This window comes from Nocardiopsis dassonvillei (assembly GCF_964273065.1).
GTDB lineage: Bacteria > Actinomycetota > Actinomycetes > Streptosporangiales > Streptosporangiaceae > Nocardiopsis > Nocardiopsis dassonvillei_B.
This window is the reverse complement of the sequence record NZ_OZ186815.1, coordinates 5,983,464-6,001,803: the sequence shown is the minus strand read 5'-3', so window position 1 is coordinate 6,001,803 and position 18,340 is coordinate 5,983,464. Positions and strand designations below refer to the sequence as shown.

The window sequence follows — 18,340 nt, the reverse complement described above, 5'->3', positions numbered from 1 at the left end:
GCAGGGTCAAACCCGGTTGGAACGCCTTGACCCTGCCCCCGGGGCAGGGTGTGGACTGGATGCGACCGGGCGGAGAAGGAGGGGGCACATGGCGTGGAGCACTCCGCAGCTCGCCGAGCTCGCCGGAACAACGGTGAAGGCCGTGCGGTACTACCACGACATCGGTCTGCTGGACCTGCCGGAGCGGGCGGCGAACGGCTACAAGCAGTACGGGGTCGCGCACCTGCTCCGGCTGCTCCGGATCAGGCGGCTGAGCGACCTGGGGGTGCCGCTGTCGGAGATCGCGGCGATGGGGCGCGCGGACGAGCAGCCGGAGGAGGCGATCCGGGTGCTCGACGCGGAGCTGGAGGCGACGGTCGACCGGCTCAACCGCGTCCGGGCGGAGCTGGCCCTCATCCTGCGTCACCGCGCGCCGGCGCACGTGCCGCCCGCGTTCGCCCCGGTCTCCCGCGGCCTGTCGGAGCGGCAGCGGTCGCTGCTGATGGTCTACTCGACCGTGCTCAGCGAGAGGTCCGTGGAGGACATCCGCGCGCTGCTCGGCGAAGCCGGCCCGGTGGACGAGGAGTTCGAGGCCCTCCCCCCGGACGCGGACGACGCCGCGGTCGAGCGTCAGGCCGCGCGCCTGCTGCCGGTCGTCCGCGCGGTGTACGAGGGGAATCCCGGGATGCTGGACCCGGTGACGGACTCGCCGCGGGGCGCACGCACGGCCGAGACGGCGTTGAGCGAGGCGATCGTGCAGCTGCACAACCCCGCGCAGCTGCGCGTGGTGGAGCGGGTGATCGCCCTCCTCACAGAGGAGGGCACGGGCCCGGACGACGACGCGCGCTGAGCCGACCGTCACCGGGGGCGGCGGACGCGGTGGTCGGCGGCGCGGCTGAACACGGCCCGCACGGTGATCGGCCCCCCGGCCTCTCCCGTCCAGTCCCAGTAGAGGGAGAGGGATTCGAGCAGCCGCAGCCCGTGCCCGCCCACGGCGGGGAGTTCCCCGGCGCGGGCGGCCGGGAGGGCGATGGGGACGCCGAAGGGCACGGAGGTGTCCGGGCCGTTGTCGGTGACGTAGAGGATGTGCACGAATTCCTGGCGTTCGAGAACGACGCGGACGGTGCCGCCGGGTTCTCCGGAAAGGGAATGGCGCAGGCAGTTGGTGTGCAGTTCGCTCAGCGCCGAGACCAATGCGGAGGACACCGAGGGCCCGCTCTGGGAGGACTGGGAGATCCACCGCCGCGCGATGGCGACGTGCCGGGGGTCGCTGCCGCACAGCAGGCCGGTCTTCGCGGGGTCGGTGAAGGGAATGCGCCGGGGCAGGGTCGGGGTGGGCGTTGTAGCCTGCATGGGTCTCTCCTCGTGTGCCGGTGTCGAACCGATGGCAGGGGGCGGAGGCCGCGCCCCGGGGCTGTCGACAACAGCCGCCGGGGCTCCTCCGTTGCCCACCGGCAGCAGGCCGATGGGCGCGACTCGGAAGAATGCACAGCTTCAGCATTTTTCCGCTGTCTCACAAGAGGACGATCCCATTATTGATCTGCAGATTCCATGACTCCAGCCACAATGCAGGTAGGTGCCAACTACCTGTTGTCATCTGTTTTCATCTGTGCTTACCTGGATTCATGGACAAGCGGTCGAAAAAAGATCCAACTTTGCATAGGTTCGCCAGGGAGTTATCTCGACTACGTCGAGATTCCGATTTATCACAGAATGCCCTTGCTGCGAAACTTCGCATGAGCGGAGCCACCATCGGGCACTATGAGCGGGCGGAACGGGCTCCAACCAAGCGAACGGTGGCGCTCCTGGACGAAGTTCTTCATGCTCAGGGAGAACTCCTCGCACTTTGGCCACAGCTCAGCCATACGCACGCTCCCGCATACGCGACCACGTTCTTCGGCGCGCTTCCCCATGCCAGCCTGTTGCGGGACTACCACCCACTCCTGGTGCCAGGACTACTCCAATCCGAGGCCTACGCCCGGGCCACTATCAAGGCCGGGAGTGTGCGCGCGACGGAGGAAGAGATCGAAAAGCTGGTGGAAGCCCGCATGCAGCGCCAAGAGGAGGTGGCACGGTCGAGGCTGGCGATGTGGGCGATCGTCGCCGAGCAGGTGATCCGGCATTTGGAGCAGGACCCCGACCTCCTGGAGTCGCAGGTGGAGCGCCTGCTCTCTGCGGTCGACACTGGCCGTGTCGAACTCCAGGTCCTGCCCTCCACGCTGAGCATTCGGCGGCATCCCGGTCTGTCCGGTGCTTTCAGCGTGTTGACCTTCTCCTTCCAGCCGGACGTCATGTACGTCGAAGGCCCCGGGAGTGGCACGATGATCACCGATGCAGCAGTGGTCGAAGAGACCACCTTGGCATTCGGAAAGATCCAGGCTGCGGCCCTCTCCCCGGAGCAGACCGTGGACTTTCTCAAGCAGATCAGAGGAGATTTCCATGAGTGACGCGACGTGGCACAAGTCCAGCTACAGCAACCAGCAGGGCGGTCACTGCGTTGAGGTGGCCGAAGGTGCTGTCACCGGCATCCGCGACACCCGGAACCGACACCTCGGGCACCTCGAAATCCCCGCCGCCGAGTGGACCGCCCTCCTCCGCACGGCCACCGTGCACGACTGACGGCACCGCCCCTAGAGAGCCCGGTCGGCCAGGCGGACGAAGGCCGCGACCACCTCGGGGCCGTGCACGAGGTCGGCGTCGTTGTGGCCCGCGCCCGGGAGGACCACCTCCTCCACCAGGTTCGGGCTGGCGGCGGCGACCTCCCGGCTCTGCTCCGGCGGCACGACGCAGTCGGCCTCCCCGATCACCACGGTGGTGGGGACGTCGATCCCCGCCACCTGTTCGGCCACCGGGTAGCGGTCCCACAACAGCAGCCGCACCGGAAGGAACGGGTACTGCCGCTCCCCCATGTCCGCCAGGGAGCTGAACGGCGAGCGCAGGAACAGCGCCGCCGGCGGTCGGCCGACCGCCAGGCCGGTCGCGACGGCGGCGCCCAGGCTCTCCCCGAAGTAGAGCGTGCGGTCGGCGGTGAACCCCCGTTCGGCCAGGTGGTCGGCGGCGGCGTGGGCGTCGGCGGCCAAGCCCTCCTCCGAGGGCGAGCCCTCGTTGCCCCCATAGCCCCGGTAGTCGAACAGCAGCACCGAGAAGCCTTCGTCGGCCAACGCCCGGGCCAGCGGCGCCCGGCCCTCCCGGTCGCCCGCGTTGCCGTTGGCGACCAGGACGGCGGCCCCGCGGTCGCGCCCCGGCGGCGGCACGAACCAGCCGTCCAGCCCGAGCCCGTCGTCGGTGGTCAGGCGCACCGCCTCGGCACCCGGGAGCACCTCGGCGGCGAGCGGCGGGGCTCCGACCGAGGGCAGGTAGATGACCGACCGCTGCCCCGCCCACAGGAATCCCACCAGGATCAGGACCAGGGCGACGGGGACCAGCACCGCGGTCACGGGCACGCGACCTCTCTTCACGGAACCTGGGTATCACACACGCCGTCACCCTCGGGTGAGGCGGAAGCGGGACCGGTACGCCGACGGGCTCACGCCGGTGTGCGCCCGCACCGCCTCGCGCAGGTTGGCCGTGGTGCCCAGGCCGCTGACCCGGGCCACGGCGGCCAGGTCCAGCTCCGTGCCCTCCAGCAGCCGCCGGGCGGCGAGCACGCGTTCGGCCCGCAGCCACGCCAGCGGCGTCGTCCCCAGCTCGGCTCGGAAGCGCCGGTGCAGGGTCGCCTGGCTGACCGCGGCGCGGGCCGCCAGGTCGGCGACCGCGAGCGGCCCGTCCAGGCGCTCGCGGGCCCACTCCAGCACCGGCGCCAGCGACACGCCGGCGGTCTCGGGGACGGGCGCGGGCACGAACTGGCGCTGCCCGCCCTCCCGGTGCGCGGTGAACACCAGCCGCCGGCTCACCGACGCCGCCGCCTCCGCGCCGTGGTCGCGCCGGACCAGGTGCAGCCCCAGGTCCAGGGCGGCGGCGCTGCCCGCCGCGGTGAGCACGTCGCCGTCGTCCACGAACAGCACGTCGCGCTCCAGCCGCACCCGCGGGTACAGCCGGGCGAACAGCTCCTCGTGCCGCCAGTGGGTGGCCGCCCGGCGCCCGTCCAGCACCCCCGCGGCGGCCAGGGTGAAGCTCCCCGTGCAGAAGCTCACCAGCCGCGCCCCGCGCGCGTGCGCCGCGCGCACCGCACCGACCACCTCCGGCGCGGGAGGCTCCCAGGGGTCGGGGCGGTTGGGCACGATCACCGTGTCCGCTCCGGCCACCGCGTCCAGGCCCGCCAGGCCGGACAGGGTGAACAGGCCCAGGTGCACCGGCACCGCCGGGGCGGCCGAGCACACCGTGAGCGTGTACCACTCCCGGTCGATCTCGGGCCGGCGCAGCCCGAACAGCTCGGTGGCCACCCCCATCTCGAACGGGTTGGACCCGGCGTCCACGATCAGCGCCACCCGGTGCGAGGAATCTTGCGACATGTGCGATTCCTAGCACTTCCCGTGCCCGCGCACCACCGCGAGGATGGCGGGCATGAGCGAGAACCCCATCGACCTGACCGCCGCGCTGGCCTCCTTCGAGCAGCTGTGGAGCCCGCGTGTCGTCACCCGGGTCAACGACTACGACGTCCGGGTCGCCAAGGTGCGCGGCGAGTACGTCTGGCACGCCCACCAGGACACGGACGAGTTCTTCCTGCTGATCGAAGGCGACCTGCGCATCCGGTTGCGCGACGGCGCCGGCGCACCCGAGCGCACCGTCACCCTGCGCCCCGGTTCGGTGTTCGTGGTGCCGCGCGGGACAGAGCACCGGCCCGAATCCGACGGCGGCGCCTCGATCCTGCTGTTCGAGCCCACCGGGACCCTGACGGTGGGCGACCACCGGGGAGAGGTCCCCGACCACGTCGACGCCACCGCAGGCCACCCCCTGGAGGTCTCCTGAGCGCCCGGGCGGCCCGGGCTCAGGAGGCGGACGTGAGCTCGGGGAGCAGGTTCTCCGCGGCGTAGGCGAAGAAGTCGTCCGCGTCGGCCCCCGCGTTCATCAGGACCAGGTGGTCGAACCCGGCCTCGGCGAAGGTCCGGACCTGCTTCAGGTGCTCCTGGGGGTCCGGGCCCGCCGACGCCATCTGGCGCATGTCCTCGGGACCGCTGAGCGAGGTGGCCGCCTCGAAGTTGATCGGGTTGGGCAGTTCCGACATCACCTTCCAGCCGCTGAGGCCGAACCGGAACCCCTCCCAGGCCCGCTGGAGGGCGGTGTCCACATCGTCGGCGACGGCCAGCGGCACCTCCACGTACCGGGGCCCGTCGCCCCCGGCGGCCTGGTAGGCCTCCACCAGCTCCGGCTTCGGCTCGGTCGCGAACAGCCCGTCGCCGTGCTCCGCGGCCAGGGCCGCGGCCTGTTCGCCGCCCGCTGCGACGATGATCTCGGGCGGGGTGTCGGGCAGGTCGAACACCCGGGCGTCGTCCAGGGTCAGGTACTCCCCCTCGAAGGAGTGGTACCCCCCGGTCCACAGCATGCGGATGATCTGGAGCGACTCCCGGAGCATCGCGTGCCGGACGGTGACCGAGGGCCACGCGTCCCCCACCACGTGCTCGTTGAGCCGCTCCCCCGAGCCCACGCCCAGGAAGTGCCGCCCGCCCGACAGCACCGCCGTGGTGGCCGACATCTGGGCGACGATCGCCGGGTGGTACCGCATCGACGGGCAGGTCACCCCGGGGCCGATGCGGATGCGCTCGGTGGCCTGCGCGATGGCCGCCATCACCGACCAGGCGAACGGCGAGTGCCCGTGCTCGAACAGCCAGGGGTGGTAGTGGTCGCTGATCTCCACGAAGTCGAACCCGAGTTCCTCGGCGCGCACCGCCTGGCGCACCAGCTCGGGGACGCTGTACCGCTCGGCCATGAGCTTGAACCCGATCTCCACGATCGCTCCTCTCGGTCGGATGACGCAGGGGTGCCACTGCCCCGCACCGGCCGCGGGAACACACGCGGTCCGCGGGCCTTGGGCGAGTTTTGGGCTGCCGTTTCTGCGTCCGGTCCGTATCGTGGGGCCCGCCGATCCGAGAGGAGCCCCATGTCCATCCGGGACCTGCTGCGCGGCCTGCCCGTCTTCGCCGGGGAACTGCCCGGGTTCGACCCCTCCGCCGCGCCGGACGACCCCCTCGCGCTGTTCACCTCGTGGTTCGAACGTGCGGTGGCCGGGGGTGTGTCCGAACCGCACGCCATGGCCGTCGCGACGGCGGACGAGACGGGGGCGCCCTCGGCGCGGGTGGTCATCCTCAAGGACCTGACCCCCGAGGGCTGGTGGTTCGCCACCACGACGACCTCGCGCAAGGGCCGGGAGCTGGCGGTCGACCCGCGGGCCGCGCTGCTGTTCCACTGGCGCGAGCAGGGCCGCCAGGTGCGGGTCGGGGGCACCGCCGAGCTCGCCTCCCCCGAGCGGTGCGCCGCGGACTTCCTGGAGCGCCCGCCGCAGTCGCGGGCCGCCGGGCTGCACGGCCGCCAGAGCGACCCGCTGGCCGACCCCGCCGAGGTGGGCCGGGCCTTCGAGGAGAGCCGGGCCCGGGTGGAGGAGGATCCGTCGCTGGTGCCCGGGGACTGGGGCCTGTACCTGGTGCGTCCGGTGGAGGTGGAGTTCTGGCAGGGCTCCCCCGACCGCCGCCACGTCCGCCTGCGCTACCGGCGGGAGGAGCCCGGCGGCCCCTGGGAGCGCGGTCTGCTCTGGCCCTAGCCGGAGCCCGTGATGGCGGCGACGGCGGCGTCGACCGCCGCGCGCTGCGGGGCGGGGGAGGCGCCCGGGGGCTGGCGGGCGGCGGTGATCCAGATCCCGTCCACGAGCACGAGCAGGAGTTCCGCCGCCGACCCCGGGTCCAGGCCCGGGGCGAGTTCGCCCTGTTCGGCGGCGTAGGCCAGGGCCGCCCGCAGGGCGGCGCGCGCCCGGGCGTCCAGTTCGGCGAGGGTGTGCGCGAAGTCGGGGACGACGGCCGCCCGCGCGTAGAAGGCCGCCCAGGCCCGGGCCTGGGCGCGCCGCTCGTCATCGGCGGGCAGCAGGTCGAGCAGGACCGCCCGCAGCCCCTCGGCGAAGGTCGCCTTCCCCGGTCCGATCCGGATGCCGGAGAACCGCGCCTCGACCGCCTCGACCGCGTCGCGGAACGCGAACGCCAGGAGTTCGTCCTTGGTGGCGAAGTCGCGCTGGACCGCCCCCGCGGACAGTCCGGCCTCGGCGGCGACCGCGCGGATGCTCACGCCCTCCAGGCCTTCGCGGGCGGCGATGCGCCGCAGCGCCGCGGCCACCTCGCGGCGGCGGGCGTCCTTGTCGACGTACTTGGGCACCGGCCCATTGTGGCACGCACCCTCTTGCGATACGTTCGTATCAATACGAGCGTATCGAACATGGGATGCCGACATGATCCGACTCCTCGCACTGCTGCTCTCCGGGGTGACGGCCCTCCTCGTCGCCGCGGCGGTCGCGGTGGTGCTGCTCCCCCCGCCCTCCTGGGAGTTCTGGCAGTACGGCCTGCTGCTCCTGGAGTTCGCGCTGCCGTCCGCCGCGGTCGCCGCACTGGGCGTGCTCCTGGCGCTGGCCGGGCGCACCGCCCGCCCCCGCCTCTCCGCGGTCCTGGCCGCCGTGAACGCGGTGGCCCTGGCCGCCGCCCTGGTCCCGCCCGCCTCCACCTGGTGGGCGGCACGGCAGGCGGGAGCACCGGTCTCCCTCGCCGGCTACGCCGACGGCCTCGCCACCTCCGCCGACCGGGAACCGCTCACCCTGGTCTACGCCTCACCCGGCGGCGAGGACCTGGAGATGGACGTCTGGCGGCCGCGGGAGCCCGCGGACGGGCCGCTGCCCGTGGTGGTCAACGTGCACGGCGGCGCCGAGGACCTGCCCCAGAGCCTGCTCCCCCGCTGGGACACCTGGCTGGCCGACCGGGGCCACGTGGTCTTCGAGGTCGACTACCGGTTCTTCCCCGACGGCGAGGGGACCGCCGCCGTCGCCGACGTGCGCTGCGCGCTGGGCCGGATCCGCGAGGGCGCCGCCGGGTACGGCGGAGACCCCGACCGCATCGTCCTCACCGGCCAGTCCGCCGGGGGCCTGATCGCCCTGCTGGCCGCCTACGCCCCCGCCGGGGACATCCCGCCGAGCTGCCCCGTGGAGCACGTGCCGGTGACGGCCGTCGCGGCCTGGTACTCGGCGGCCGACGGCACCGCCGACGCCGCGCCCTACCCCTGGCGGCTGCGCAACTCGCCCATTGCGGCGGACCTGGACCGGGAGAGCGAGAGGATGACCGGCGGCGACCCCGCGCTGTACGCCGCGATGTCCCCGCTGCACCACGTCTCCCCCGGGGCCCCGCCCACGCTCCTCGTCACCGCCGGACACGACCTGTTCCTCCGCCCCGAGGACAACCGCCGCCTGGCCGCCCGGCTGGCGGAGGCGGGCGTGGAGCACCGGCTGGTCGAGATCCCCTGGGCGGAGCACATGTTCGACCTCAACTGGGGCGGCCTCGCCTCGCAGTGGGCCCGCCACGAGCTCGCCGGGTTCCTCGACCGGCACACCGGGGGAAAACCCGGTGCGGAGCACGGCCGCGGTTCCTAGGATCGCGGCCATGACGAACTCGGAACACCTCCCCCTGCACGGCAGGACCGCCCTGGTCACCGGCGTCTCCCGGCGCAGGGGCATCGGGTACGCGATCGCCGCGCGGCTGGCCGGGCTGGGCGCCGACCTGTTCATCCACCACCACCGGGCACACGACACCGGCCAACCTTGGGGCGGCGACGACCTCGACGAGGTGCGCGCGGGGCTGCGGGCCGCCCTGCGCCCCGGCGCCGCCTTCGGCGACCTGGGCCTGGACCTGGCCGGACCGGACGCGCCCGAGCGCCTCATCGCCGCCGCCCGGGACCTGACCGGCTCCCTCCACGTGCTGGTGTGCAACCACGCCCGTTCGGGCGGGGACGGCTCCCTGCTGGACATGACCGCCGAGAAGCTGGACGGCCACTGGTCGGTCAACACCCGCTCCACCCTGCTGCTGACGTCGCACTTCGCCCGGGTCTTCAGCGGGTCGGAGGAGGCGCCCGCGGCCCGGCCCGGGGACCGGCGGGCTCTCTCCGGACCGCTGGACGAGCACGCCACCGGCCGGGTGTTCTGGACGACCTCCGGGCAGATCCACGGCCCCATGGCCGGCGAGGTGGCCTACGCGGCGAGCAAGGCGGCGCTGGCCGGGCTCACCGCCACCGCGGCCGCCGAGCTGCTGCCGCTGGGGATCGTGCTCAACACGATCGATCCGGGGCCGGTGAACACCGGCTACCTGGACCCCGGGTCCACCGACCGCGACCCGGCGGTCATCGGGCAGGTACTGGCGGCCACGCCCTTCGGGAGGTTCGGGCACCCGTCCGACCCGGCCCGGCTGGTGGGCTGGCTGGCCTCGGACGAGGGGCGCTGGGTCATCGGCCAGGTGATCACCACCGACGGCGGCTTCTCCCTGGGCGTCGGCCGCTGATCCTGCACCCCCACGGAACCGAACCCGATTCTGTTATCCCTGCTCGCAAGGGGATAGGATGCGCGGCACCCGGCCGCCTGCGAACAGGAACGGAAAAGTACGCCATGCCCCCGACACACGAGGTGTTCAACCAGGCCGCCCCGCTCGGTGACCACAACGCCGCCGACGACCCGGCCCTGCTGGAGGGTGTGCGGCGCGAGGGCGCCGCCTGGGCCGAGCCCGAGGTCCGCGAGGTCGGCGACGCCGCCGGAACGGAGCGGGTCCGCTCCTGGGGCGAGTCCGCCAACACCTACCCCCCGGTCCTGCGCACCCACGACCGCTACGGGCACCGCATCGACGAGGTCGACTACCAGCCCGCCTACCACGTCCTCATGGACCAGGCCGTGGAGTTCGGGCTGCACGCCGCCCCCTGGGCAGACGAGCGGCCGGGCGCCCACGTGGCCCGGGCCGCCAAGTTCTACCTGTGGTCCCAGCCCGAGGCGGGCCACGGGTGCCCGATCTCCATGACCTACGCGGCGGTCCCCGCGCTGCGCCACGCCCCGGAACTGGCGCGGCGGTACGAGCCCCTGCTGGCCTCGCGCACCTACGACTTCGGGCTGCGCGCCCCGCACACCAAGCGCGGCCTGATCGCGGGCATGTCCATGACCGAGAAGCAGGGCGGCTCGGACGTGCGCGCCAACACCACGCGCGCCGTGCCCACCGGCGAGGGGCACCACCTGCTCACCGGCCACAAGTGGTTCACGTCCGCGCCGATGAGCGACCTCTTCCTCACGCTGGCGCAGGCGCCCGAGGGGCTGAGCTGCTTCCTGGTGCCGCGGGTGCTGGAGGACGGCACCCGCAACGGGCTGCACATCCAGCGGCTCAAGGACAAGCTCGGCAACAGGTCCAACGCCTCGGCGGAGCTGGAGTACGACGGCGCGGTCGCCCACCTGGTGGGCGAGGCGGGCCGCGGGGTCCCGACCATCATCGAGATGGTCAACAGCACCCGGCTGGACTGTGTGATCGGCTCGGCGGCGGGGATGCGGGCGGCGCTCACCCACGCCCTGCACCACGCCGGGCACCGGTCGGCGTTCGGCAGGCCGCTGGTGGAGCAGCCGCTCATGCGCAACGTGCTCGCCGACCTGGCCCTGGAGTCGGAGGCGGCCACGGCGCTGATGATGCGGCTGGCGGGCGCGGTGGACCGGTCGGTGCACGGTGACGGGGCCGAGACGGCGTTCCGCCGGCTGGCCGTGGCCGTGAGCAAGTTCTGGGTGACCAAGCGCCAGCCCGCGCACGCCGCCGAGGCCCTGGAGTGCCTGGGCGGCAACGGGTACGTGGAGGAGTCGGGCATGCCCCGGCTGTTCCGGGACTCCCCGCTCAACTCCATCTGGGAGGGCTCGGGCAACGTGGCCGCCCTGGACGTGCTGCGCGCCATGGGCCGCAGTCCGGAGTCCGTGGAGGCGTTCTTCGCCGAACTGGGCGCCGCCCGCGGTGTGGACGACCACTACGACACGGCCGTCAAGCGGCTGGAGCAGGTCCTGGGCGACCCGGAGGAGGCCGAGTACCGGGCGCGGTCGGTGGTGGAGCTGATGGCGCTCACCCTCCAGGCGTCGGTGCTGCTGCGCCACTCCCCCACCCCGGTGGCCGAGGCGTTCACCGCCTCCCGGCTGGGCGGCGAGTGGGGGCACGTCTTCGGCACCCTGCCCCGGGGAGTCGACACCGACCTGATCCTGGACCGGGCCCGGCCGCGGGTCTGAGCGCCGTGCCGCCCCCTCCCGGTGCGGGAGGGGGCGGCGTGGCCCCCGGGGTCCTTTCGTGGACCGACCAGTGGTGCGCGTCTACAATTCTTCTTCCGGACCGCCCCGCATATCATCACAAATCATGATCTCCACCGGCGCCGAGCCCGGGTTGAGACGTCCGATGAATGATCATCGGCCCAGTCCGGCATACTTCTGCGGCCGGAGCGGAAGAAAGAAGTCGTCACGAACACGACCATCCGCTTTCGGACCATCGCCGGATCGTCCGCGCACCCGTCCGCAACTGGGAGCGCTCACGGACATAACGTTCGATACGGTACGAAAGCCCTGATTTCAAGAGACAGCTAACGCCTATGGTGGAAGTCTGGCCAGGTAGTTCCTATCCTCTGGGTGCGACCTACGACGGATCCGGTACCAATTTCTCGCTCTTCTCCGAGGCAGCCGAGCAGGTCGAGTTGTGCCTGTTCGACGACGACGGCGAGGAGACCCGTATACCCCTGACCGAATACGACGGATTCGTCTGGCACGGGTACCTTCCCGGCATCGGCCCGGGCCAGCAGTACGGGTACCGCGTCCACGGTCCCTACGCACCCGAGCGCGGACTGCGCTGCAATCCCAACAAACTGCTCACAGATCCCTACGCCAAAGCACTGAACGGCAATCTCACCTGGCACGAATCGCTGTTCAGCTACCACTTCTCCGACCCCGGCCGCAAGAACACCGCGGACAGCGCCCCCTACGTGCCCAAGTGCGTGGTGGTGAGCCCGTTCTTCGACTGGGGCAACGAGTCCAGACCGCGCACCCCGTACCACCAGACGGTGATCTACGAGGCGCACGTGCGCGGCCTGACCATGCGCCACCCCGGCATCCCCGAGCACCAGCGGGGGACCTACTCGGGGCTGGCGCACCCGGCGGTCATCGACTACCTCACCTCGCTGGGGGTGACGGCGGTCGAGCTCATGCCGGTGCACCACTTCGTGCCGGAGCACGCCATGGTGGCCCGCGGACTGACCAACTACTGGGGGTACAACACCCTCGCCTTCCTGGCCCCGCACAGCGGGTACGCGGCGCGCGGATCACGCGGGCAGCAGGTCCAGGAGTTCAAGGCGATGGTGAAGTCGCTGCACGAGGCGGGCATCGAGGTGCTGCTCGACGTGGTGTACAACCACACCGCCGAGGGCGACCACATGGGGCCGACCCTGTCGCTGCGGGGCATCGACAACCTCAGCTACTACCGCGTCGGGGACCAGGACCAGCGCTACTACCTCGACTACACGGGGTGCGGCAACAGCCTCAACGTCCGGCACCCGCACTCGCTGCAGCTCATCATGGACTCGCTGCGCTACTGGGTCCTGGAGATGCACGTGGACGGGTTCCGGTTCGACCTGGCGTCGGCGCTGGCCCGGGAGTTCCACGACGTGGACCGGCTGAGCACGTTCTTCGACATCGTCCAGCAGGATCCGGTGATCTCGCAGGTCAAACTGATCGCCGAACCCTGGGACGTGGGCCCGGGCGGCTACCAGGTGGGCAACTTCCCGCCGCTGTGGACCGAGTGGAACGGCAAGTACCGGGACACCGTGCGCGACTACTGGCGGGGCGAGCCGGTGCTGGGCGAGCTGGCCTCGCGCCTGTCGGGCTCCAGCGACCTCTACCAGGACGACGGCCGCCGCCCGGTGGCCTCGATCAACTTCTTCACCTGCCACGACGGGTTCACCCTGGCCGACCTGGTCTCCTACGACCACAAGCACAACGAGGCCAACGGCGAGGACAACCGCGACGGCACCGACGACAACCGGTCCTGGAACCACGGGGTGGAGGGCCCCACCGAGGACCCCGCGATCATCACGCTGCGCCGCCGCCAGGTCCGCAACTTCCTCACCACGCTGTTCCTGTCCCAGGGAGTGGTGATGCTGTCCCACGGCGACGAGGTGGGGCGCACCCAGGGGGGCAACAACAACGCCTACTGCCAGGACAACGAGATCTCCTGGATCGACTGGAAGGCGGCCGGTCTCGGCGAGGGGGAGGAGCCCGAGAACGACCTGCTGGACTACGTCCGCAAGCTCGCGCGGCTGCGCAGGGAGCACCCGGTGTTCCGGCGCCGGCGCTTCTTCCGGGGGAGCTCGGTGGAGGGCGGCGGCTCCCCGGCCGCGGGCGGCCGGCAGGGGCCGCCCGACATCGCCTGGCTGCGCCCCGACGGGAAGCCGATGAACGGGGGCGACTGGAACGGCCCGGGGCGCGCCCTGGGGGTGTTCCTCAACGGTGACGCCATCACCGAACCGGACCCGCGGGGGCGGCGCATCCGGGACAGCTCGTTCCTGCTGCTGCTCAACAGCGGCCCGGACGCGGTGGACTTCACGGTGCCGGGCACCGAGTACGGGATGGCGTGGGAGACGGTGCTGGACACCGCCGAGCCGGACGTGGTGGACCGGCCGTTCGTGACGGCGGGCGGCCCGGTCCGCGTCATCGACCGGGCGCTGGTCCTGCTGCGCCGGGTGTCCCACCGCACGGGCGGCAAGGCCTGAGAAGAGGCCGACGGACCGGTCGGCCCCGGCGCGTGCCGGGGCCGACCCGCGACACGGGGCCCGGGCGGAACGGCCGCGCGCCCGCACAGGCCCTACGCTGGTGGACCATGGTCGGCAACGATGCGCACCCGGTGTTCCGCGAGCTCCTCCCCTCCCCCGGCGGGGAGGTGGACCTGGCCGACGCCTACGCCCACCCCGTCGGCCTGGACCGGCCCTGGGTACGGGCGAACATGGTGGCCAGTGTGGACGGCGGGGCCATCGGGCCCTCCGGGCGCAGCCGTGACCTGTCCTCCCCCGCGGACCGCCGGATCATGGGCGTCCTGCGAGGCCTGTGCGACGTGGTGCTGGTGGGCGCGCAGACCGCGCGGGTGGAGGACTACGGCCCCGTCAAGGACCGGGCCTCCTGGGCCGCCCTGCGCGCCGGGCGCCCGGCGACCCCCGCCGTCGCCGTCGTCTCACGCACCCTGGACCTGCCCGGCCACCTGCTCACCGACGCCCCGGCGCACGCGCGCACCATCGTGTTCACCGTCGCCTCGGCCCCCGCCGAACGCCGTGCGCAGGTGGCCCGCCACGCCGACCTGGAGGTCGTCCGCGGGGAATCGGTCACCCCCGCGCACATCGTCAACGCCCTGGCGGGCCGGGGGCTGTACCGCGTCCTCACCGAGGGCGGACCGCACCTGCTGGCCGAGTTCACCGCCGCGGGGCTGCTGGACGAGCTGTGCCTGACGCTGAGCCCGCACCTGCTGGGCGCCGGGGCCCCGCGCATCGTCGCCGGCGGGCCGGGCACCCCCGGCGCCCCCGGACACGTCTCGGTGCAGAGCACGCCCGTGCGGATGGCGCACCTGCTGAGCGCCGAGGACACGCTGTTCGCGCGCTACGTGCGCTGACGCCGACCGCCGCGGGCTCTGACCATAACCGGTCGGTTTCGGCCACCACGCAATCACGCATGAACCTTCCCGCAACCGGACATACCCGAGATGTGCCACCCAGTGGACACAACGCATCAACGGGGCTGACCGGGCCTGCCCCCGGCCGAGAGGAAGAACGTGGTGCCGACGTCCGAAAACGGACCCCCTCCACCGCTTTACAGGGAGATCGCCGAGGAACTACGGGAGCAGATCCGCTCCGGAGGGTTCGCCGACGGCGACCGCCTCCCCGGGGAGAACATCCTCATGGAGCGCCACGGCGTCGCACGGGCGACCGCGCGCCAGGCGCTCTCCGTGCTCATCAACGAGGGCCTGGCCGTGGCCGTGCGCGGCTCGGGCGTCTACGTGCGCCTCTTCCGGCCGGTGCGAAGACACGGGGCCCGGCGCCTGTCCCGTGAGCTGTGGGGCAACGGGCGGGCCATCTGGCAGACCGACAGTGAGACCCGCGGCTACGAGGTGGACCGCCTGCGGGTGGAGGAGGCGGCCGCCCGCGACCACGTGGCCCGCGTCCTGGGACTGGCCGAGGGCGATGCGGTACTGCTGCGCTCGCGGCGCTACCTCGTCGACGGCCGCCCCGTGCAGACCGCCGTCTCACACCTGCCGCTGGCGGTGGTGGGCGACGAGCCGCGGTTCCGCGAACACGACACCGGGCCCGGCGGTATCTACGCGCGGCTGGCCGAACGGGGGCTGGCCCCGGCGCGCTTCACCGAGGAGATCCGGGTCCGCATGCCCACCCCCGAGGAGACCGGCGCCCTGGCCCTGGCGCCTGGGACGCCGGTGCTGGAGGTGGCGCGCACCGCGCTGACCGCCGAGCACCGCCCCGTGGAGTTCAACGCGATCACGATGGACGGATCGGCCTACGTGTTGCAGTACGACTTCGAGGCCTGAGGCCGACCCCGGCGGTGGGGCGCCCGTGCGGGCGCCCCACCGGGGTGTTCACTCCCGCTCCCGCACCGGTCGGCGGCGCCGCCGGGAGGCGAACACCAGGTAGGCCAGGGACAGCAGCAGCGCCCCGACCGCCACGGCACCCGCCCCGGCGATGAGCAGCGCGCTCGGTTCCGTCCGCATCCAGTCGGCCACCCCGAACCCCAGCAGCAGGGAGAGGGCCACCGCCCCGACGGCGAACACCGCCAGCCCGGTGAAGAGTCTGCGGTCGTCCCACGGCTCGGCCTCGGCCCTGTCCAGGTCGATCGGGAGGGACCTCGCGGCCAGCCCGACGGCCCACTTCACCTCCCGGACCACCCCCCGGGCGAGGGAGCGGACCCCGGCGCGCGCGCCCGCCGCGGTCTGTTCGGACCGCCGGATCCCCTGCCGCACCCTACTGACTCTGTGTGTTCCCTTTTTTGCTCTTAGTGACTGTTGCGCTGTAGCGGCCATTTCACCTGCCTTGTTGCGCTTCGACCACTGAACCCTGTTCATGGCCCTACCCGGACGGAAGGAGAGCGAACGTGACCGATGGTGAAGTTAGGTGTATGCCGCGGCTAAGGACGATCTACCCACCGGCCGCCCCGGTGGCGCGGGGGACACGGGCGTCCGACGCGAGGAGACACGGGTGTCCGATTCCGGATAACGTCGAGGACATGGCTGACACAGCGGACAGGGCCCCGCACGGCGGGACCGACGGCATCCCGAAGACCGACCGGGAGTGGCGCGAGCGGCTCGGCGAACAGGCGTACTCCGTGCTGCGCCTGGGTGCCACCGAGCGCCCCTGGACCGGGGAGTACGTGGAGACGAGGACGGAGGGCGTGTACCGCTGCCGCGGCTGCGGGAGCGAGCTCTTCCGGTCCAGTGAGAAGTTCGACTCGCACTGCGGGTGGCCGAGCTTCTTCGACCCGGCGGACTCCGAGGCGGTGACCCTGGTCGAGGACCGCTCGCTGGGCATGGTGCGGACCGAGGTCCGGTGCGCCACCTGCGACTCCCACCTGGGGCACGTGTTCCACGGTGAGGGGTACGACACGCCGACCGACGACCGCTACTGCATCAATTCCGTGGCCCTGACCCTGGAGCCCACGGAGTAGGTTGGCGTACCATCCTGGTTCCGGGCGTACGCCTGCGGGCCGCCCGAGGGCGGCCCGGTGTTCACCCGATCGCCGCCCCCGGCGGATCAGGGATAATCGCATGCAACGCGCCGACGGACGGTCCCCCTCCGCCCGGCGCCGAACCACCCGCGACGAAAGCGCTCGATGACCGACGACTCACCTTCCACATCCGTCTCCCACCGGCCTCCGGCCCGCCCTCGTCTGGGTATGGCCCAGGGCTCGGCCCCCTGGCTGGTACCGGCGCTCGGCGCCGCCGGCGTCGCCGCCCTGGCGGCCCGCGGCTCCCGCGCCCGTACGGCCCTGGCCGTGCCGGTGGTGGCCCTGGCCGCCGGGATGGCGTGGTTCTTCCGCGACCCCGAACGGGGTCCGGCGACCGGGCGGGTGCTGTCCGCGGCCGACGGCGTCGTCCAGAGCATCGATGTCCGACCCGATGGACGGACCCGCGTCGCGGTGTTCATGAACCCCCTGAACGTGCACGTCAACCGTGCTCCCCTCGCCGGCGTGGTGACCCGTGTCGAACACCGCCCGGGGGGCTTCCGCCCCGCATTCGACAAGGACAGCGAGCGTAATGAACGCGTCATCTGGACCCTTGAAACCGAGATCGGTGAGATCACGGTCGTTCAAATCGCCGGCGCGATGGTCAGGCGTATCGTCCCGTATCTCGCTGCGGGGCAGAAGGTCGAACAAGGCGAGAGGATCGGCCTCATCCGGTTCGGGTCGCGCGTCGACATCCATCTTCCGGCCGGGATCACCCCGGCGGTGGAGGTCGGCCAGAGGGTCCGCGCCGGGGAAACCCGACTTGATGCCGACTGACGGCCCGCTCGCCGGCCCCCTCGCCTCCCCCGCCACCGACTCCGCGCGCATCCGCCTGGCCCTGGCCGACTACCTGACCCTGGGCAACGCCCTGTGCGGGTTCCTCGCCGTGTGCGCGCTGGTGGCGGCGCTGTCGGCGCACCTGGCCGCCGGGGCCGAGGGGCCGCTGCCGCGCAGCGCCATGGCCACGGTCGTGGGGCTGATGCTGGTGGCGGCCGCGCTGGACCTGCTCGACGGGCGGGTGGCCCGCAAGCTGGGCGGCAGCGGCATGGGCGCCGAGCTGGACAACCTCGCCGACGTCATCAGCTTCGGGTTCACCCCGGGGTTCCTGTTCGTGGTCTGGGGCACCCAGGGCGGCGGCGGAGCGCCGGCGGTGGTGGCGGGCGGCGCGGTGCTGCTGGCGGTGATCGTGCGACTGGCGCGGTTCTCCCTCCAGACGCCGGGCACCGGGTACTTCACCGGCCTGCCCTGCCCGTTCGGGGCGATGGCCGTGGTGACGGTGGTGCTGCTGGACCCGCCGCCGGCCGTCGGCGCGGTCGCGGTGCTGTTCATCTCCTGGCTGATGGTGAGCCGCATCGAGTACCCCAAGCCGCGCGGCCGCAAGGCGTACGCGGTGCTGGGCATGCTCGGCGCGGGTGTGGCCCTGGTGGTGTCCTGGGGCATGGGCCTGCCCGCCGGGCAGTGGCTGGTCTACCTGGTGAGCGTCCTGGTCCTGGTGTTCATCGTGACCGTCCCCTTCCACGTCCTGGCCACCCGGCGCGCACCGGTGGACCCGCTCCCCGCCCCGGCCGAACCGGTCGAGGAGTAGGGCGCGTACGAAGGGCGCCCCGGCGGTTCTCCGCCGGGGCGCCCTTCGTACGCGCGGGTGCG

The 18,340-nt window shown here is 72.5% G+C and carries 20 protein-coding genes; 14 read left to right on the top strand and 6 right to left on the bottom strand.

Going from position 1 to position 18,340, the window contains the following annotated elements; translation table 11 throughout:
- Positions 1 to 88 precede the first annotated feature (88 nt).
- A complete protein-coding gene (locus tag ACSUPR_RS26705) occupies positions 89 to 829 on the top strand; it encodes a MerR family transcriptional regulator (RefSeq protein WP_436887477.1) in 741 nt (246 codons plus the stop codon).
- An 8-nt stretch (positions 830 to 837) separates the two neighbouring features.
- Here ACSUPR_RS26705 and ACSUPR_RS26700 read toward each other — a convergent pair whose 3' ends face one another.
- On the bottom strand, positions 838 to 1,332 hold the full coding sequence (locus tag ACSUPR_RS26700) for an ATP-binding protein (protein WP_436887475.1): 495 nt from the start codon (positions 1,330 to 1,332) through the stop codon (positions 838 to 840).
- Positions 1,333 to 1,463: 131 nt separating this feature from the next.
- On the opposite strand from ACSUPR_RS26700, the gene ACSUPR_RS26695 reads away from it, so the two are divergent.
- Together ACSUPR_RS26695 and ACSUPR_RS26690 are read left to right on the top strand one after the other, a co-directional pair.
- Complete coding sequence (locus tag ACSUPR_RS26695; RefSeq protein WP_436887474.1) at positions 1,464 to 2,426, top strand: helix-turn-helix domain-containing protein; 963 nt, start codon at positions 1,464 to 1,466, stop codon at positions 2,424 to 2,426.
- Positions 2,419 to 2,598 (top strand): DUF397 domain-containing protein, encoded by a 180-nt coding sequence (locus ACSUPR_RS26690; protein WP_436887473.1) that lies wholly within the window; start codon positions 2,419 to 2,421, stop codon positions 2,596 to 2,598. The genes ACSUPR_RS26695 and ACSUPR_RS26690 overlap by 8 nt, the downstream gene beginning before the upstream one ends.
- Before the next feature lie 11 nt (positions 2,599 to 2,609).
- On the opposite strand, the gene ACSUPR_RS26685 is transcribed toward ACSUPR_RS26690, so the two are convergent.
- On the bottom strand, positions 2,610 to 3,422 hold the full coding sequence (locus tag ACSUPR_RS26685) for an alpha/beta hydrolase (protein WP_436887472.1): 813 nt from the start codon (positions 3,420 to 3,422) through the stop codon (positions 2,610 to 2,612).
- 39 nt (positions 3,423 to 3,461) lie between these two features.
- Positions 3,462 to 4,430 carry a helix-turn-helix domain-containing protein gene (locus tag ACSUPR_RS26680; RefSeq protein WP_436887471.1) on the bottom strand — a complete coding sequence of 323 codons (969 nt, stop codon included), beginning with the start codon at positions 4,428 to 4,430 and terminating at the stop codon, positions 3,462 to 3,464.
- A gap of 52 nt (positions 4,431 to 4,482) precedes the next feature.
- On the opposite strand from ACSUPR_RS26680, the gene ACSUPR_RS26675 reads away from it, so the two are divergent.
- Positions 4,483 to 4,887: a cupin domain-containing protein gene (locus ACSUPR_RS26675; protein ID WP_436887470.1), complete on the top strand. Its 405-nt coding sequence runs from the start codon at positions 4,483 to 4,485 to the stop codon at positions 4,885 to 4,887.
- A 19-nt stretch (positions 4,888 to 4,906) separates the two neighbouring features.
- Here ACSUPR_RS26675 and ACSUPR_RS26670 read toward each other — a convergent pair whose 3' ends face one another.
- A complete protein-coding gene (locus tag ACSUPR_RS26670; RefSeq protein WP_436887469.1) occupies positions 4,907 to 5,866 on the bottom strand; it encodes a TIGR03557 family F420-dependent LLM class oxidoreductase in 960 nt (319 codons plus the stop codon).
- 150 nt (positions 5,867 to 6,016) lie between these two features.
- Here ACSUPR_RS26670 and ACSUPR_RS26665 point away from each other — a divergent pair, with 150 nt between their 5' ends.
- Positions 6,017 to 6,673, top strand: a complete 657-nt coding sequence (locus ACSUPR_RS26665; RefSeq protein WP_436887468.1) for a pyridoxine/pyridoxamine 5'-phosphate oxidase — start codon at positions 6,017 to 6,019, stop codon at positions 6,671 to 6,673.
- Here ACSUPR_RS26665 and ACSUPR_RS26660 read toward each other — a convergent pair.
- Entirely contained in the window at positions 6,670 to 7,275 is a 606-nt protein-coding gene (locus tag ACSUPR_RS26660) for a TetR/AcrR family transcriptional regulator (RefSeq protein ID WP_436887467.1), read from the bottom strand. The genes ACSUPR_RS26665 and ACSUPR_RS26660 overlap by 4 nt on opposite strands.
- A 73-nt stretch (positions 7,276 to 7,348) precedes the next feature.
- Here ACSUPR_RS26660 and ACSUPR_RS26655 point away from each other — a divergent pair, with 73 nt between their 5' ends.
- From ACSUPR_RS26655 to ACSUPR_RS26630, 6 genes are all read left to right on the top strand, one after another.
- Positions 7,349 to 8,533, top strand: a complete 1,185-nt coding sequence (locus ACSUPR_RS26655; RefSeq protein ID WP_436887466.1) for an alpha/beta hydrolase — start codon at positions 7,349 to 7,351, stop codon at positions 8,531 to 8,533.
- A gap of 10 nt (positions 8,534 to 8,543) precedes the next feature.
- Entirely contained in the window at positions 8,544 to 9,434 is an 891-nt protein-coding gene (locus ACSUPR_RS26650) for an SDR family oxidoreductase (protein WP_436887465.1), read from the top strand.
- A gap of 104 nt (positions 9,435 to 9,538) precedes the next feature.
- Positions 9,539 to 11,170, top strand: a complete 1,632-nt coding sequence (locus ACSUPR_RS26645; RefSeq protein WP_436887464.1) for an acyl-CoA dehydrogenase family protein — start codon at positions 9,539 to 9,541, stop codon at positions 11,168 to 11,170.
- Between the two features lie 353 nt (positions 11,171 to 11,523).
- A complete protein-coding gene (glgX, locus tag ACSUPR_RS26640) occupies positions 11,524 to 13,692 on the top strand; it encodes a glycogen debranching protein GlgX (RefSeq protein ID WP_436887463.1) in 2,169 nt (722 codons plus the stop codon).
- Between the two features lie 107 nt (positions 13,693 to 13,799).
- Positions 13,800 to 14,579: a dihydrofolate reductase family protein gene (locus ACSUPR_RS26635; RefSeq protein WP_436887462.1), complete on the top strand. Its 780-nt coding sequence runs from the start codon at positions 13,800 to 13,802 to the stop codon at positions 14,577 to 14,579.
- Positions 14,580 to 14,741: 162 nt separating this feature from the next.
- The gene (locus ACSUPR_RS26630) at positions 14,742 to 15,506 is read left to right on the top strand and encodes a GntR family transcriptional regulator (RefSeq protein ID WP_436887461.1); all 765 of its coding nucleotides are present in this window, start codon (positions 14,742 to 14,744) and stop codon (positions 15,504 to 15,506) included.
- A gap of 48 nt (positions 15,507 to 15,554) precedes the next feature.
- On the opposite strand, the gene ACSUPR_RS26625 is transcribed toward ACSUPR_RS26630, so the two are convergent.
- On the bottom strand, positions 15,555 to 15,935 hold the full coding sequence (locus tag ACSUPR_RS26625) for a hypothetical protein (protein WP_436887460.1): 381 nt from the start codon (positions 15,933 to 15,935) through the stop codon (positions 15,555 to 15,557).
- A 263-nt stretch (positions 15,936 to 16,198) separates the two neighbouring features.
- On the opposite strand from ACSUPR_RS26625, the gene msrB reads away from it, so the two are divergent.
- The 3 genes from msrB to ACSUPR_RS26610 all read left to right on the top strand — a co-directional run bounded on the left by msrB (position 16,199) and on the right by ACSUPR_RS26610 (position 18,278).
- Positions 16,199 to 16,636: a peptide-methionine (R)-S-oxide reductase MsrB gene (msrB, locus tag ACSUPR_RS26620; protein ID WP_436887459.1), complete on the top strand. Its 438-nt coding sequence runs from the start codon at positions 16,199 to 16,201 to the stop codon at positions 16,634 to 16,636.
- Positions 16,637 to 16,801: 165 nt separating this feature from the next.
- Positions 16,802 to 17,470, top strand: coding sequence for a phosphatidylserine decarboxylase (locus tag ACSUPR_RS26615; protein ID WP_436887458.1), 669 nt, complete (start codon positions 16,802 to 16,804; stop codon positions 17,468 to 17,470).
- Positions 17,460 to 18,278, top strand: coding sequence for a CDP-alcohol phosphatidyltransferase family protein (locus tag ACSUPR_RS26610; protein WP_436887457.1), 819 nt, complete (start codon positions 17,460 to 17,462; stop codon positions 18,276 to 18,278). The genes ACSUPR_RS26615 and ACSUPR_RS26610 overlap by 11 nt, the downstream gene beginning before the upstream one ends.
- Positions 18,279 to 18,340: the final 62 nt, after the last annotated feature.

Coding starts and splice junctions, on each gene's coding strand:
- ACSUPR_RS26690 (WP_436887473.1), top strand. CDS start 2,419: ATGAGTGACGCGACGTGGCACAAGTCCAGCTACAGCAACCAGCAGGGC.
- msrB (WP_436887459.1), top strand. CDS start 16,199: ATGGCTGACACAGCGGACAGGGCCCCGCACGGCGGGACCGACGGCATC.
- ACSUPR_RS26655 (WP_436887466.1), top strand. CDS start 7,349: ATGATCCGACTCCTCGCACTGCTGCTCTCCGGGGTGACGGCCCTCCTC.
- glgX (WP_436887463.1), top strand. CDS start 11,524: ATGGTGGAAGTCTGGCCAGGTAGTTCCTATCCTCTGGGTGCGACCTAC.
- ACSUPR_RS26695 (WP_436887474.1), top strand. CDS start 1,464: ATGCACAGCTTCAGCATTTTTCCGCTGTCTCACAAGAGGACGATCCCA.
- ACSUPR_RS26635 (WP_436887462.1), top strand. CDS start 13,800: ATGGTCGGCAACGATGCGCACCCGGTGTTCCGCGAGCTCCTCCCCTCC.
- ACSUPR_RS26675 (WP_436887470.1), top strand. CDS start 4,483: ATGAGCGAGAACCCCATCGACCTGACCGCCGCGCTGGCCTCCTTCGAG.
- ACSUPR_RS26705 (WP_436887477.1), top strand. CDS start 89: ATGGCGTGGAGCACTCCGCAGCTCGCCGAGCTCGCCGGAACAACGGTG.
- ACSUPR_RS26700 (WP_436887475.1), bottom strand. CDS start 1,332: ATGCAGGCTACAACGCCCACCCCGACCCTGCCCCGGCGCATTCCCTTC.
- ACSUPR_RS26645 (WP_436887464.1), top strand. CDS start 9,539: ATGCCCCCGACACACGAGGTGTTCAACCAGGCCGCCCCGCTCGGTGAC.
- ACSUPR_RS26680 (WP_436887471.1), bottom strand. CDS start 4,430: ATGTCGCAAGATTCCTCGCACCGGGTGGCGCTGATCGTGGACGCCGGG.
- ACSUPR_RS26610 (WP_436887457.1), top strand. CDS start 17,460: ATGCCGACTGACGGCCCGCTCGCCGGCCCCCTCGCCTCCCCCGCCACC.
- ACSUPR_RS26665 (WP_436887468.1), top strand. CDS start 6,017: ATGTCCATCCGGGACCTGCTGCGCGGCCTGCCCGTCTTCGCCGGGGAA.
- ACSUPR_RS26615 (WP_436887458.1), top strand. CDS start 16,802: ATGACCGACGACTCACCTTCCACATCCGTCTCCCACCGGCCTCCGGCC.
- ACSUPR_RS26650 (WP_436887465.1), top strand. CDS start 8,544: ATGACGAACTCGGAACACCTCCCCCTGCACGGCAGGACCGCCCTGGTC.